Origin of the sequence: Streptomyces sp. NPDC001980, assembly GCF_040296885.1 — a bacterium.
Classification (GTDB): domain Bacteria; phylum Actinomycetota; class Actinomycetes; order Streptomycetales; family Streptomycetaceae; genus Streptomyces.
In genome coordinates, this window is record NZ_JBEOYD010000005.1 from 83,336 (window position 1) to 98,853 (window position 15,518).

At 71.2% G+C, this 15,518-nt stretch carries 10 protein-coding genes; 6 read left to right on the forward strand and 4 right to left on the reverse strand.

Annotated elements, in window-relative coordinates; genetic code table 11:
* Window positions 1–4: 4 nt before the first annotated feature.
* Together ABT137_RS09315 and ABT137_RS09320 are read right to left on the reverse strand one after the other, a co-directional pair.
* Entirely contained in the window at window positions 5–1,123 is a 1,119-nt protein-coding gene (locus ABT137_RS09315; RefSeq protein ID WP_351704967.1) for an ADP-ribosylglycohydrolase family protein, read from the reverse strand.
* Window positions 1,120–2,394, reverse strand: a complete 1,275-nt coding sequence (locus ABT137_RS09320) for an ADP-ribosylglycohydrolase family protein (RefSeq protein ID WP_351704970.1) — start codon at window positions 2,392–2,394, stop codon at window positions 1,120–1,122. The genes ABT137_RS09315 and ABT137_RS09320 overlap by 4 nt, the downstream gene beginning before the upstream one ends.
* A 298-nt stretch (window positions 2,395–2,692) precedes the next feature.
* On the opposite strand from ABT137_RS09320, the gene ABT137_RS09325 reads away from it, so the two are divergent.
* The 5 genes from ABT137_RS09325 to qcrB all read left to right on the forward strand — a co-directional run bounded on the left by ABT137_RS09325 (window position 2,693) and on the right by qcrB (window position 12,463).
* Window positions 2,693–3,424, forward strand: coding sequence for a VIT1/CCC1 transporter family protein (locus tag ABT137_RS09325; protein WP_351704973.1), 732 nt, complete (start codon window positions 2,693–2,695; stop codon window positions 3,422–3,424).
* 431 nt (window positions 3,425–3,855) lie between these two features.
* A complete protein-coding gene (gene gltB, locus ABT137_RS09330; RefSeq protein ID WP_351704976.1) occupies window positions 3,856–8,394 on the forward strand; it encodes a glutamate synthase large subunit in 4,539 nt (1,512 codons plus the stop codon).
* Window positions 8,387–9,847 (forward strand): glutamate synthase subunit beta, encoded by a 1,461-nt coding sequence (locus ABT137_RS09335; RefSeq protein ID WP_351704978.1) that lies wholly within the window; start codon window positions 8,387–8,389, stop codon window positions 9,845–9,847. Before gltB ends, ABT137_RS09335 begins: the two co-directional genes overlap by 8 nt.
* A 151-nt stretch (window positions 9,848–9,998) precedes the next feature.
* Complete coding sequence (locus ABT137_RS09340) at window positions 9,999–10,724, forward strand: vWA domain-containing protein (protein WP_351704981.1); 726 nt, start codon at window positions 9,999–10,001, stop codon at window positions 10,722–10,724.
* A gap of 77 nt (window positions 10,725–10,801) precedes the next feature.
* A complete protein-coding gene (gene qcrB, locus ABT137_RS09345) occupies window positions 10,802–12,463 on the forward strand; it encodes a cytochrome bc1 complex cytochrome b subunit (RefSeq protein WP_351704984.1) in 1,662 nt (553 codons plus the stop codon).
* Between the two features lie 97 nt (window positions 12,464–12,560).
* On the opposite strand, the gene ABT137_RS09350 is transcribed toward qcrB, so the two are convergent.
* Both ABT137_RS09350 and ABT137_RS09355 read right to left on the reverse strand, forming a co-directional pair.
* Entirely contained in the window at window positions 12,561–13,523 is a 963-nt protein-coding gene (locus tag ABT137_RS09350; protein WP_351704987.1) for an acyl-CoA dehydrogenase family protein, read from the reverse strand.
* 1 nt (window position 13,524) lies between these two features.
* The gene (locus tag ABT137_RS09355; protein WP_351705793.1) at window positions 13,525–14,664 is read right to left on the reverse strand and encodes an acyl-CoA dehydrogenase family protein; all 1,140 of its coding nucleotides are present in this window, start codon (window positions 14,662–14,664) and stop codon (window positions 13,525–13,527) included.
* Window positions 14,665–14,717: 53 nt separating this feature from the next.
* Between ABT137_RS09355 and ABT137_RS09360 the strand changes: the two genes are divergently transcribed.
* Complete coding sequence (locus ABT137_RS09360; RefSeq protein WP_351704990.1) at window positions 14,718–15,506, forward strand: SDR family oxidoreductase; 789 nt, start codon at window positions 14,718–14,720, stop codon at window positions 15,504–15,506.
* Window positions 15,507–15,518: the final 12 nt, after the last annotated feature.

The window sequence follows — 15,518 nt, forward strand, 5'->3', positions numbered from 1 at the left end:
CGAATCATCCACCGGGACGGGCCGGTTGTGTGGCTTCCAGGAGTTCGGCGAGTTCCACCAGGTCCGTGCCGGTGAGGCGGGGGAGGGCGCAGCCGGAGAGGGTGCGGCAGGCGTCCCGCCAGGACGGCGGGATCGCGGTCGCGCCGCCGAGGGCGCCGGTGAGCGCGCCGGCCAGGGCGGGGGCCGAGTCGGCGACCCGGGAGAGGCAGGCGGCGGCGGGCACGGCCTCGGCGATGCGGCCGCGCGCGGCGGTGGCGAGGGCGAGGGCGACCGGGACGGTTTCCGCGGCGGCGATGCCGTAGCTGTAGACGTGGTCGACGATTTGGTGTTCGAGGAGCGGGATCAGGGCGAACGCGGAGTCCGTGGTGCCGGCGAGGGTGAGGGCGTGCCGGGCGTTGCGGCCGATCTCGGTGGCCTCGGGGAGTTCGGCGAGGGCCGCGGCCACGCAGGTCTCGACCTCGGCGCCGACGAGGGCGAGGGCGAGGGCGGCGGCCATGGCGCGGGCGCCGTGCACTCCGTCGCCGTCCTGGGTGTAGCGGGCGTCGAACTCGGCGAGGTCGGCGGCGCGTTGGGGGTCGCCGGGGTGGGCGACGGCGAGGGCGCAGGCGCGGACGCAGGCGGCGTCGTCGAAGTAGTGCGGGTTGTCGTGGCCGGTGGCGGGCGGGCGCAGGCCGGTGGCGAGGTTGCCGAGGCCGGCGCGGACGGAGATGCGGGCGCGCAGGGGGAGTACCGCCGACTCGACCTCCGGGGCGCGTTCGGCCGCGGCGGCGACCTCGGAGGCGACGGCCGTCCAGGTGAGGTCGATGGCGGCGCGGGTACGGAGCTCACGGCTGAGGTCGCCGAGGACGGTGTCGTCGCCGGCGCGCAGGACGGCTTCCGCGGCGAAGGCCGCCCACTCGGCGTCGTCGGAAGGGCCGAGGCGGAGCGGCTCGGGGGGCTGGTTGAGGGCGATGGGGACGGGGAGGGTGGTGGTCGCGTTCTGCTCGGCGAAGGTGTCGAGTTCGCGGGTGAGGCGGCGGGTCCACTCCGGCATGCGGGCGGCGCGGTGCCGCGCGGAAGGCCAGCCGGCCGCGTCGCCTGCGGCGAGGCCCAGCAGGAGGCCCTCGATGCGACGCCGGTTCACCGGAGCCCCTCGCTGCAGCCGGCCCCCAGGGGGCTCCGCCCCCTGGACCCCCGGGACCTCGCCCACCCACCACCCGACTCGGTTGGCAGAACGGCGGGCGCGGCGGGTTGTGGTTCGGTGGGGATGGGGCGGGGTGGTTCGGGGTGTGGCTCGGTCGGCAGAAAGGCTGACCCGGCGGGTTGAGGCTCGGTGGGGACGAGGCCGGCCGGTTCGGGATGTGGCTCGGTCGGCAGGAAGGCTGACCTGGCGGGGTGTGGCTCGGTCTGTCCCGGAGTCGCCGGCACCAGCAGTTCTGCCACCTCCAGCACATGGTGCCCCGCCATCGAGGGCAGGCAGCTTCCGCGGGCCGGGCCGATCGCCGCCCCCCACTCCGGCGGGATCGCCGCGACCCCCCGGGTCGCTCCCGCCAGCGCGCCGGCCACCGCGGCCGTGGTGTCCGCGTCGCGCCCCATGTTCACGGCCGTCAGCACCGCGTCCCGGAAGTCGCCGTCCGCCGCCGCGTACGCGCCGAAGGCCAGGGCCACCGCCTCCGGGGCCAGATCGGTCCACGGATAGCCGCCGATGACCACCGCGGAGCGGACCGCCCGTTCGCCGCGGTGGGCCACCGACACCGCGCGGCGCAGGGAGCGGGCCGTCCAGGAGTCGTCGGGGACGACGGCGAGTGCGGCCGCCACCACCGCCGTCGGCGGGGCCCCCGCCATCGCCGCCGCGACGCCCGCCGCCACCGCCTGGCCGCCGTAGATGCCCTCGCCCTCGTGGCTCACCGAGCCGTCGACGGCGACGAGCCGGGCCGCCTCGGCGGGGCGGCCCGCCGCGAAGACGCCGAAGGGCGCCGCCCGCATGGCCAGGCCGTCGCTCCAGGCGTGCCGGTGCTGGGCGGAGATGGGGGCGGCGAGGCCCCGGCGGAGGTTCTCCAGGGTGCCGCGTTCGCTGAAGCCGGCGCCCTTGAAGGGGCCCTCGGCGCGGTCGGCGATCCACTCGTGCCAGGCCGCCTCGACATGGGCCGGGGTGAGTGCCGAGCCGTGGCGGGCGAGGAGGAGGCCGGAGAAGATCGCGTACTCGGTGTCGTCCGTACCGGCGGGGTGGTCGGTCACGTATCCCGTGATGCGGCCCCAGCGGGCGCGGATCTCGGAGGGCTTCATGTTCTCCGCCGGCGCCCCGAGCGCGTCTCCCACGGCCAGGCCCAGGAGCGCGCCCCGCGCCCGGTCATGCAGCTCCGGGGCGCGCTCGTCGGGGGCGGGGACCGGCGGGGTGCAGACGATCGATGACATGGGCGGACCTCTCCGGGAGGGGCTTCGCGCGAGGGCGCGGAACCGTTTGCGGATGTGTCCCACCAACGGCGGTTGACCGCAGCCTTGAGGGCCTCTACATCACCCGGTCGACATCTGTGCACACCCTCGCACGTGTGAGCGGAAAAGGGTAAAGCCGCAGGTTAGCCGAGCCTTTCCTTGCTGGCGGCGGGGAATGTCGCGGCGTACTGTCGGCGTTGTCGAAAGATAGAACTTGTCCAAAGTTAGCTTTGCCTCAGCTTATTCGAGGCGCACCGCGAGACCTTTTGGGGGACCCCTCATGGCCGTCATCGAGACCCAGGCGACCTTGCACGAAGCCCACCGGGACAACCACACCCACCGGGATGTCAACGGGGGCTGGCTGCGGCCCGCCGTCTTCGGTGCCATGGACGGGCTCGTCTCCAACCTCGCGTTGATGACCGGTGTGGCCGGCGGGGCGGTCGGCCACCAGACCATCGTGATCACCGGGCTTGCGGGACTGGCCGCCGGCGCCTTCTCGATGGCCGCCGGTGAGTACACCTCCGTCGCCTCGCAGCGTGAGCTCGTCGAGGCCGAGCTGGACGTGGAGCGCCGGGAGCTGCGCAGGCATCCGCAGGACGAGGAGGCCGAGCTGGCCGCGCTGTACGAGGCGCGAGGCGTCGAGCCGGGGCTGGCCCGGGAGGTCGCCCGGCAGCTGTCCGCCGATCCCGAGCAGGCGCTGGAGATACATGCCCGGGAGGAGCTCGGCATCGACCCCGGCGACCTGCCCTCGCCGCTGGTCGCCGCCGTCTCGTCGTTCGGGTCGTTCGCGCTGGGTGCGCTGTTGCCCGTCCTGCCGTTCCTGCTCGGCGCGACCGCGCTCTGGCCCGCCCTGCTGCTGGCCCTCGCCGGGCTGTTCGGCTGCGGTGCCGTCGTGGCCAAGGTGACCGCGCGGACCTGGTGGTTCAGCGGTCTGCGGCAGCTCGTGCTGGGGGGTGCGGCGGCCGGTGTGACGTACGCCCTGGGCACCCTGTTCGGGACGGTCGTAGGATAGGAAAACTGGTAGCTATGCGTTGGGCCGCATAAGTACCCGTTACTCGCTGGTTTCGAATGCTTAACCACTGGGCATGAGCCGTAAGCGCCGCAGGCAATGAGGCCTGCCATGCATCTGTGGGGTGGCGCGACGCTCACCCCCGCCCCTGCGGGCCGATGGACACGGATCTGTCCGGATCGGTCCCCCACCACCTTCACCGCTCTGAGCGGTACCTCGCCGTAAACCCCTGCGGCGTCCGCATGTTGGAACGCTGTATCCAGTTTCCGAGAACCGCTCCATCATGTAACCTGCGTGAAATTTCGCAACAAAAACGCAGAGGGCCAGCGTCGTCCCTCGGCACCTGCTATACGCCACTGACGACGACGGGAGAGCCGATGCGTACGCCGCGCCAGCCGTCCCAGCACTCCACGAACGGCCGAAACTGGTCGTTCATGGATGCTCGCCCTGCTGCGCAGGGTATGTACGACCCCCGCAACGAGCGCGACGCCTGTGGCGTCGGCTTCGTGGCCACCCTCACCGGCGAGGCGAGCCACGCGCTGGTCGAGCAGGCGCTCACGGTTCTGCGCAACCTGGAGCACCGCGGCGCGACCGGCTCCGAGCCCGACTCCGGTGACGGCGCGGGCCTGCTCTCCCAGGTGCCCGACACCTTCTTCCGTGAGGTGGCCGGATTCGAGCTGCCGGCGGCCGGTTCGTACGCCGTCGGCATCGCCTTCCTCCCGGAGGACGGCACCCAGGACGCCGTCTCACAGATCGAGACGATCGCGGCCGAGGAGGGCCTGACCGTCCTCGGCTGGCGCGAGGTTCCGGTCGCCCCGGGGCTGCTCGGCGCCACCGCCCGTTCCACCATGCCGATCTTCCGGCAGATCTTCGTGACCGACGGCGCCAGCGAGGGCATCGCGCTGGACCGCAAGGCGTTCGTGCTGCGCAAGCGCGCCGAGCGCGAGGCAGACGTCTACTTCCCGTCGCTCTCCGCGCGGACCATCGTCTACAAGGGCATGCTGACCACCGGCCAGCTGGAGCCCTTCTTCCCGGACCTGTCCGACCGCCGATTCGCGTCCGCGATCGCGCTCGTGCACTCCCGGTTCTCCACGAACACCTTCCCGTCGTGGCCGCTCGCGCACCCCTACCGGTTCGTCGCGCACAACGGTGAGATCAACACGGTCAAGGGCAACCGCAACTGGATGGTCGCCCGCGAGTCCCAGCTGGTCTCCGACCTGTTCGGCCCGCAGGAGAAGCTGGACCGCGTCTTCCCGATCTGTACGCCCGACGCCTCCGACTCGGCGTCCTTCGACGAGGTGCTGGAGCTCCTGCACCTGGGCGGGCGTTCGCTGCCGCACTCCGTGCTGATGATGATCCCGGAGGCGTGGGAGAACCACGACTCCATGGACCCGGCCCGCCGCGCCTTCTACGGCTTCCACGCCACGATGATGGAGCCCTGGGACGGCCCCGCCTGCGTCACCTTCACCGACGGCTCCCAGGTCGGCGCCGTTCTCGACCGCAACGGTCTGCGTCCCGGCCGTTACTGGGTCACCGACGAGGGCCTGGTCGTCCTCGGCTCCGAGGTCGGCGTCCTCGACATCGACCCCGCCAAGGTGGTCCGCAAGGGCCGGCTGCAGCCCGGCAAGATGTTCCTCGTCGACACCGTCGAGCACCGCATCATCGAGGACGACGAGATCAAGGCCGGCCTCGCCGCCGCGCAGCCGTACGCCGAGTGGCTGGAAGCAGGCGAGATCGAGCTGGGCGACCTGCCCGAGCGCGAGCACATCGTGCACACCCACGCCTCGGTCACCCGCCGCCAGCAGACCTTCGGCTACACCGAGGAAGAGCTGCGCGTCATCCTCGCGCCGATGGCCAAGGCCGGCGCCGAGCCGATCGGCTCCATGGGCACCGACTCGCCGATCGCCGCGCTGAGCGAGCGCCCGCGGCTGCTCTTCGACTACTTCACCCAGCTCTTCGCCCAGGTCACCAACCCGCCGCTGGACGCGATCCGCGAGGAGCTCGTCACCTCGCTGCGCAGCTCCCTCGGCCCCGCGGGCAACCTGCTCGACCCGAACGCCGCGTCCTGCCGCTCGGTCGTGCTGCCCTTCCCGGTGATCGACAACGACGAGCTGGCCAAGCTCATCCACATCAACGCCGACGGCGACATGCCGGGCTTCAAGGCCGCGACCCTGTCCGGCCTGTACCGGGTCTCCGGCGGCGGCGACTCCCTCGCCGCGCGCATCGAGGAGATCTGCGCCGAGGCCGACGCGGCCATCGAGAACGGCGCCCGGCTGATCGTCCTGTCGGACCGGCACTCGGACGCCGAGCACGCGCCGATCCCGTCGCTGCTGCTCACCGCGGCCGTCCACCACCACCTCATCCGCACCAAGCAGCGCACCCACGTGGGCCTGCTCGTCGAGGCCGGTGACGTCCGCGAGGTCCACCACGTCGCCCTGCTGATCGGGTTCGGCGCCGCCGCCGTCAACCCGTACCTGGCGATGGAGTCCGTCGAGGACCTGACCCGCGCGGGCACCTTCCTGCCGGGCATGGAGGCCGACCAGGCCATCCGCAACCTGATCTACGCCCTCGGCAAGGGCGTCCTGAAGGTCATGTCCAAGATGGGCATCTCCACGGTCGCCTCCTACCGCGGCGCCCAGGTCTTCGAGGCCGTCGGTCTCGAAGCGGGCTTCGTCGACAAGTACTTCAACGGCACCGCCTCGAAGATCGGCGGCGTCGGCATCGACGTCGTCGCCAAGGAGGTCGCCGCCCGCCACGCCAAGGCCTACCCGGCCTCCGGCATCGCGCCGGCCCACCGCGCCCTGGAGATAGGGGGCGAGTACCAGTGGCGCCGCGAGGGCGAGCCGCACCTGTTCGACCCGGAGACGGTCTTCCGCCTCCAGCACTCGACGCGTGCCAACCGCTACGACATCTTCAAGAAGTACACGGACCGCGTGAACGAGCAGTCCGAGCGGCTGATGACGCTCCGCGGCCTCTTCGGCTTCAAGAGCGACCGGGAAGCCATCTCCGTCGACGAGGTCGAGCCGGTCTCCGAGATCGTCAAGCGGTTCTCCACCGGCGCCATGTCCTACGGCTCCATCTCGCGCGAGGCCCACGAGACCCTCGCCATCGCCATGAACCAGCTGGGCGGCAAGTCCAACACCGGTGAGGGCGGCGAGGACCCGGACCGGCTGTACGACCCGGCGCGGCGCAGCGCCATCAAGCAGGTCGCCTCCGGCCGCTTCGGCGTCACGTCCGAGTACCTGGTCAACGCCGACGACATCCAGATCAAGATGGCCCAGGGCGCCAAGCCCGGCGAGGGCGGCCAGCTGCCCGGCCACAAGGTCTACCCGTGGGTCGCCAAGACCCGGCACTCCACCCCGGGTGTCGGCCTGATCTCCCCGCCGCCGCACCACGACATCTACTCCATCGAGGACCTGGCCCAGCTGATCCACGACCTGAAGAACGCGAACCCGCAGGCGCGGATTCACGTCAAGCTGGTCTCGGAGGTCGGCGTCGGCACGGTCGCCGCGGGTGTGTCGAAGGCGCACGCGGACGTCGTGCTCATCTCGGGTCACGACGGCGGTACGGGTGCCTCCCCGCTGACCTCGCTGAAGCACGCGGGCGGTCCCTGGGAGCTCGGCCTCGCCGAGACCCAGCAGACCCTGCTGCTCAACGGCCTGCGGGACCGGATCGTCGTGCAGACCGACGGCCAGCTGAAGACCGGCCGTGACGTGGTCATCGCCGCGCTGCTCGGCGCCGAGGAGTTCGGTTTCGCGACCGCGCCGCTCGTCGTCTCCGGCTGCATCATGATGCGCGTCTGCCACCTCGACACCTGCCCGGTCGGCGTCGCCACCCAGAACCCGGTGCTGCGCGACCGCTTCTCCGGCAAGGCCGAGTACGTGGTGAACTTCTTCAGGTTCATCGCCGAGGAGGTCCGCGAGATCCTCGCCGAGCTGGGCTTCCGCTCCATCGAGGAGGCCGTCGGCCACGCCGGGGCGCTCGACGTCACCCGTGCCGTCAACCACTGGAAGGCGCAGGGCCTGGACCTGGCTCCGCTCTTCCACGTGCCCGAGCTGCCCGAGGGCGCGGCCCTGCACCGGACCGTCGCCCAGGACCACGGCCTGGAGAAGGCCCTGGACAACGAGCTGATCAAGCTCGCCTCGGACGCCCTGGCCGCCTCCAGCGCCACCGACGCCCAGCCGGTGCGCGCCCAGATCAAGGTGCGCAACATCAACCGCACGGTCGGCACCATGCTCGGCCACGAGGTGACGAAGAAGTTCGGCGGTGCGGGCCTGCCCGACGACACCATCGACATCACTTTCACCGGCTCGGCCGGTCAGTCCTTCGGCGCCTTCCTGCCGCGCGGTGTCACGCTCCGCCTGGAGGGCGACGCCAACGACTACGTCGGCAAGGGCCTCTCCGGCGGCCGCGTCATCGTCCGTCCGGACCGGGCCGCCGACCACCTCGCCGAGTACTCCACCATCGCGGGCAACACCATCGCGTACGGTGCGACCGGCGGTGAGCTGTTCCTGCGCGGCCGTACCGGCGAGCGGTTCTGCGTCCGCAACTCCGGCGCGCTGGTGGTCTCGGAGGGCGTGGGCGACCACGGCTGCGAGTACATGACCGGCGGCCACGCGGTGGTCCTCGGCGAGACGGGCCGCAACTTCGCGGCCGGCATGTCGGGCGGTGTCGCCTACGTGATCGACCTGAACCGCGACAACGTCAACGTCGCCAGCGTGGACGCGATCGAGGCCGTGGACGACGCGGACAAGCAGTGGCTGCACGACGTGGTGCGCCGCCACGCCGAGGACACCGGCTCGACGGTCGCCGACAAGCTGCTCGCCGACTGGGACACGGCCGTGCAGCGGTTCAGCAAGATCATCCCCAGCACGTACAAGGCAGTGCTCGCCGCCAAGGACGCCGCCGAGCGAGCCGGTCTCTCCGAGACCGAGACCCACGAGAAGATGATGGAGGCGGCGATCAATGGCTGACCCGAAGGGCTTCCTGAACCACGGCCGTGAGGTCGCCAAGACCCGTCCCGTCACCGAGCGCGTCAAGGACTGGAACGAGGTCTACGTCCCGGGTTCGCTGCTGCCGATCATCAGCAAGCAGGCCAGCCGGTGCATGGACTGCGGCATCCCGTTCTGCCACAACGGCTGTCCGCTCGGGAACCTGATCCCCGAGTGGAACGACTTCGCCTACCGCGAGGACTGGCCGGCCGCGTCCGAGCGCCTGCACGCCACGAACAACTTCCCGGAGTTCACGGGCCGCCTGTGCCCGGCCCCGTGCGAGTCGGCGTGCGTGCTCGGCATCAACCAGCCGGCCGTCACCATCAAGAACGTCGAGGTCTCCATCATCGACCAGGCGTGGGAGGCCGGGACCGTCGCCCCGCAGGCCCCCGAGCGCCTGTCCGGCAAGACCGTCGCCGTCATCGGCTCGGGCCCCGCGGGCCTGGCCGCCGCCCAGCAGCTCACCCGGGCCGGCCACACGGTCGCCGTCTACGAGCGCGCCGACCGCATCGGCGGCCTGCTCCGCTACGGCATCCCCGAGTTCAAGATGGAGAAGCGGCACATCAACCGCCGTATCGAGCAGATGCGCGCGGAGGGCACCCGCTTCCGTACCGGCATCGAGATCGGCCGCGACCTCAAGGCGACCGACCTGAAGAAGCGGTACGACGCGGTCGTCATCGCCGCCGGCGCCACGACCGCCCGCGACCTCCCGGTCCCCGGCCGCGAACTCAAGGGCGTCTACCAGGCGATGGAGTACCTGCCCCTCGCCAACAAGGTCCAGGAGGGCGACTACGTCACCTCCCCGATCACGGCCGAGGGCAAGCACGTGATCGTGATCGGCGGCGGCGACACCGGCGCGGACTGCGTGGGCACCGCCCACCGCCAGGGCGCGGCCTCCGTCACCCAGCTGGAGATCATGCCCCGCCCGGGCGAGGACCGGGCACCGCACCAGCCGTGGCCGACCTTCCCGATGCTCTACAAGGTCACCTCGGCGCACGAGGAGGGCGGCGAGCGGGTCTACTCCGTCTCCACCACCCACTTCGAGGGCGACGAGGAAGGCAACGTCCAGTGGCTGCACCTCACCGAGGTGGAGTTCGTCGACGGCAAGCTGACCCCGAAGCCGGGCACCGAGCGGAAGATCCCGGCCCAGCTGGTCACCCTGGCCATGGGCTTCACCGGCACCGACCGGGTCAACGGCGTGGTCGACCAGTTCGGTCTTGAGCTCGACGAGCGCGGCAACGTCGCCCGCGACGCCGACTTCCAGACCAACGTCCCTGGCGTCTTCGTCGCCGGTGACGCGGGCCGCGGCCAGTCCCTGATCGTCTGGGCGATCGCCGAGGGTCGCTCGGCCGCCAAGGGCGTCGACCGCTTCCTCACCGGAGCGAGCGAACTCCCGGCCCCGATCCGCCCGACGGACCGCTCGCTGATGGTCTGACCATCACCCCGTAGAACGTCCCGTACAAAGGCGTACGGAACACTGACGGCGCCTGCCCCACAGTCCCCGACCGGACGACTGGGCAGGCGCCGCCGCATGTCCGCTGATCAAGTAATCTCGGCCTCCTGACCATGAGTTGAGGGGAACAGGGATGGCCGCGATCAGTCTCAGCAAGGTGGAGCAGACCGCGCCCGCGCTCGTCGGCGCCTACCGCTCCGCCGGGATCGCCCTCACCAAACACGGACTCGACGGACTGCGCGCCGCCGTCTACCTGGTCGTCGACTACTCCGGCTCGATGAAGCCGTACTACGCCGACGGCAGCGTGCAGGCACTCGCCGACCGGGTCCTCGGCCTCTCCGCGCACCTGGACGACGACGGCCGGGTGCCCGTCGTCTTCTTCTCCACCGACATCGACGCGGTCACCGACATCAAGCTCGCCGACCACACGGGCCGGATCGAGAAGATCGCGGCCGGGCTCGGCCACATGGGCAGGACCAGCTACCACCTGGCCATGGACGCCGTCATCGACCACTACCTGGACAGCGGGTCCACCGCGCCCGCCCTCGTCGTCTTCCAGACCGACGGCGGCCCGATCAACAAGCTCGCCGCGGAACGCTACCTGTGCAAGGCGGCCAGGCTGCCGCTGTTCTGGCAGTTCGTCGGCTTCGGCGACCCGCACAGCAAACAGTTCGACTTCCTGCGCAAGCTCGACGAACTGGCGGTGCCGGGCAGGCGGGCGGTGGACAACGCGGGCTTCTTCCACGCCGGTTCGGACCCGGCGAAGGTGCCGGACGGCGAGCTGTACGACCGTCTCGTCGGCGAGTTCCCGCAGTGGCTGGCGGCGGCACGGGCGGCGGGCATCGTCGGGGCGGGCTGACTTTACGCGGCCCCGTTGGCTGTAGCGCTCCGGCGTGCCACCCTGAGGGGTGATCCGGCGGGGAGGCGACGCGACGTATGGACGACGCGGCACGAACGGTGAACGGTCAGGCACGGGTGGGGAGTTCGGCACAGCGAGCGGAGCCGCCCGGCAAGGGTGAGAAGCTCGCGGACTGGGCCGACAGCCGGCTGGGGATCTACGGCCTGGCCAAGGCGAACATGCGCAAGGTGTTCCCGGACCACTGGTCCTTCATGCTGGGCGAGATCTGCCTCTACAGCTTCCTCATCCTGATCCTCACGGGCATCTATCTCACCCTGTTCTTCGAGCCCAGCGGCGCCGAGGTCGTCTACCACGGCACCTACCAGCCGTTGAACGGCATCATCATGACCAAGGCGTACGAGTCGACGCTGCACATCAGCTTCGACGTGCGCGGCGGCCTGCTGATCCGGCAGATCCACCACTGGGCGGCGCTGGTCTTCGTCGCCGGCATGCTCGTCCACATGATGCGGGTGTTCTTCACCGGCGCCTTCCGCAAGCCCCGCGAGGTCAACTGGCTGTTCGGCTGGCTCCTGCTGTTCCTCGCCATCCTCACCGGCCTGACCGGCTACTCGCTCCCCGACGACCTGCTCTCCGGCACCGGCGTCCGGTTCGCCGACGGCGCGATCCTGTCGATCCCGATCGTCGGCTCGTACATCTCGATGTTCCTGTTCGGCGGGGAGTTCCCGGGCCACGACATCATCTCGCGGTTCTTCCCGATCCACGTGCTCCTGCTGCCCGGGATCATGCTGGGCCTGGTCGTCGCCCACCTGATCCTGGTCTTCTACCACAAGCACACCCAGTACCCGGCGCCCGGCCGCGACCAGAAGAGCGTGGTCGGCATGCCCTTCCTGCCGGTCTACATGGCCAAGGCCGGCGGCTTCTTCTTCCTCGTCTTCGGCATCCTCGCGTTCATCGGCGGCATCGCCACCATCAACCCGGTGTGGGCCTTCGGCCCCTACCGCCCCGACCTGGTGACCACCGGTGCCCAGCCCGACTGGTACCTCGGCTTCTCCGAGGGCCTGATCCGCGTGATGCCCGGCTGGGAGATCAACGCCTGGGGCCACACCCTGGAGCTGGGCGTCCTCATCCCCTTCTCGGCCTTCCCGCTCTTCCTCCTGGCCATCGGCGTCTACCCGTTCATCGAGGCGTGGATCACCGGCGACAGACGCGAGCACCACATCCTCGACCGCCCGCGCAACGTCCCCGTCCGCACCGCACTCGGCGTGGCCTGGCTCAGCCTCTACTTCGTCCTCCTGATCGGCGGCGGCAACGACGTCGTCGCCACCCATCTCCATCTCTCCATCAACTCGATCACCTGGTTCGTCCGGATCTCCGTCTTCGTCGTCCCCGTCCTCGCCTTCATCGCCACCAAACGGATCTGCCTCGGCCTGCAGCGCCGGGACCGCGACAAGGTCCTGCACGGCAGGGAGACCGGCCTCATCAAGATGCTTCCGCACGGCGAGTACATCGAGGTCCACGAACCGCTCAGCCAGGGCAGCCTGTTCGTCCTCACCCAGCACGAACAGAGCCCGCCGTACGAGATAGGGCCGCTGGAGGACGCGAACGGGGTACGGCGCAAGGTCACGGTCGCGCAGCGGGTACGGGCGAGCATGGCGAAGGCGATGTACGGCCCGGACACCCACATCCCGAAGCCGACGAAGGAGGAGTACCGGGAGATCACGAGCGGGGACCACCACTGAACGCCCTGAGGTGAAGCGCCCCGTCAGGGGCGCTGGGGGTACCCCCAGCCGAAGGCTGGGGGAGGAACTGCGCGATCAACCCCCACCGGCCCGCAGTTCAGGTACGACCTGTGAGCACATCTCTCCGACACACCTCCGGCGCCCCCCAGGCACCCCGCAGTGCCCGCGCCTTGGCCAGCCACAACGACAGGTCGTACTCCGCCGTATAACCGATCGCCCCGTGCAGCTGGAGCGCGGCCCGCGCCCCGGCGTACGCCGCCTCGCACGCGCTGAGCTTCGCCGCGGCCACATCCGACGGAGTCATCGTCACCGCCGCCCCGAAGACCATCGGCCGTGCGAACTCCAGCGCGATCTTCACGTCGGCCAGCCGATGCCTGACCGTCTGGAACGACCCGACGGGCACGCCGAACTGAGTCCGCTGTTTGACATACGCCACCGTTCTGTCGAGCAGGGCCAGCCCCACCCCCAGCGCCTGCGCGGCCGTGGCCAGCCGGGCCCAGGTCAGTGCCTCCGCCCACGGCGGCTCGGTGCTGAGCAGCTCACCGACCGGAAACAGCGGGGTGAGCCGGCGGGCGGGGTCCAGGGACCGGCGTACCGCCCCGGCGCCGGAGGACAGCCGCATGCCCTCAGGTGCGGCCGCGAGCCGCACATCGGCCGCGTCCCCGTCCAGCGCCAACCCGTAACCGTGCTGCTCGAACGCCACCGTCGCCACCGTCCCGCCCGACGCGATCCCCGGCAGGAACCGCTTGGCGAGGCCTTCCCCGTCATCGAGCAGCACCGCCGCCGCCACCGTCTCCGCCAGCGGCCCCGGCACCGCGTGCCGCCCCAACTCGACGAACGCGACGGCGAGTTCGACGGCCCGGCGACCCACCCCGCCGTACTCCTCCGGCACCGCGAGTCCGAACACCCCCGCCTCGCCGAGCCGACCCCACAACGCCCGCCCGCTCGCCTGCTCGCCGCGGCTCCAGTCCCGCACCACCGCCGGCGTGTCCGCTGCCGTCAGCAGCGCCCGCAGGGCGTCGGCGAAGTCCCGCTGCTCGGTGTCGAGGAGGAAACGCATGTCAGCGGCGTCCCTTCGGCAGGCCGAGCAGCCGCTCGGCGATGATGTCGCGCTGGATCTCGTTGGTGCCCGCGTAGATCGGACCGGCGAGGGAGAAGACGTAGCCCTCCGACCACGGCGTGTCGGCCAGCTCGCCCTCCGCGCCCAGCAGGTCGAGCGCCGTCTCGTGCAGCACCAGGTCGAGCTCCGACCAGAACACCTTGTTCAGGCTGGACTCCGGGCCGAGCGACTCGCCGTCCAGGAAGCGGGCCGCGGCCGCGTAGGTGAACAGCTGATACGCGCGGGCACCGACCACGGCGTCGGCCACCCGGGCCGCGGCGGAGTCCGGCTCGCCCCGTGTCTGCCAGAGGTCCCGCAACCGGTCGGCGGCGGCCAGGAACCGTCCCGGCGAGCGCAGCGTCAGCCCCCGCTCGTTCCCCGCCGCCGACATCGCGATCCGCCAGCCCTGGCCCGGCTCGCCGATCACGTCCTCGTCGGGCACGAACACCTCGTCCAGGAACAGCTCCGCGAACGCCGGCTTCCCGTCGAGGCGGCCGATCGGGCGCACCGTCACCCCCGGCGCGCGCAGGTCGAACATCAGGTAGGTGAGCCCCTGATGTGGTTTGGGCAGGTGCGGCTCGCTGCGGAAGAGGCCGAACGCGCGGTCGGCGAAGGCCGCCCGTGACGACCACGTCTTCTGACCGGTCAGCAGCCAGCCGCCGTCCGTCCGCACGGCCCTGGAGGCGAGGGCCGCCAGGTCGGAACCGGCCCCGGGTTCGGACCATGCCTGCGCCCAGACCACCTCCCCGGTGGCCATCGACGGCAGCACCCGCGCGCGCTGCTCCTCGGTCCCGTGGTCGAACAGGGTCGGTGCGAGCAGACTGATGCCGTTCTGCCCGACCCGGCCCGGCGCGCCCGCCGCCCAGTACTCCTCCTCGAAGACCAGCCACCGCGTCAGCCCCGCGTTCCGGCCGCCGTACTCCTCGGGCCAGGACACCACCGACCAGCGGTCCGCGGCCAGTTCGGCCTCCCAGGCGCGGTGCGCCGCGAACCCCTCCGCCGTCTCCAGGGAGGGCAGCGGGCTGCGCGGCACATGCGCCCGGAGCCAGGCGCGGGCCTCGGCGCGGAACTCCTCGTCCGCCGGACTGTGGGTCAGGTCCACGGTCGCCGTCACCATCCTTCCCTAACAAGTGTTTGGTAGGTTAGCGTGGGCCCATGACAGGCGTCGAGAGTCCGGAGTACGTGCCCGGGCACGGGCTGCTTGAGGGGCGCACCGCCGTCATCACCGCCGCGGCCGGGGCGGGGATCGGCGGGGCGACCGCGCGCCGCTTCCTGGAGGAGGGCGCCCGCGTGCTGATCAGCGACGCGCACGCACGGCGCCTGAAGGAGTACGCGGCCGAGCTGGCCGGCGAGCATCCGGGCGCCGTGACCGCGGTCCCGTGCGACGTGACCGACGAGGCCCAGGTGCGCGGCCTCTTCGACACCGCCGTGCGGGAGCACGGGCGGCTGGACATCGTGGTCAACAACGCAGGACTGGGCGGGACTTCGGCGCTCGTCGACATGACGGACGACCAGTGGACCCGGGTCCTGGACGTCACCCTCAACGGCACCTTCCGGTGCTCGCGCGCCGCCCTGCGGCTCTTTCGTGAGAGCGGGCAGGGCGGGGTGATCGTCAACAACTCCTCCGTCGTCGGCTGGCGCGCCCAGGCCGGCCAGGCCCACTACGCCGCCGCCAAGGCCGGGGTGATGGCGCTGACCCGGTGCGCGGCGATCGAGGCGGCCGGGTACGGCGTGCGGGTCAACGCCGTGGCGCCGAGCCTCGCCATGCATCCGCACCTGGTGAAGGTGACCTCCGCCGAACTGCTCGAAGAGCTGACCGCCCGCGAGGCCTTCGGGCGGTACGCCGAACCCTGGGAGGTGGCCAACGCGATCGTCTTCCTGGCGTCCGGCTACTCCTCGTACCTCACCGGCGAGGTCGTCTCCGTCAGCAGCCAGCACCCGTAGGACCAGAATGTA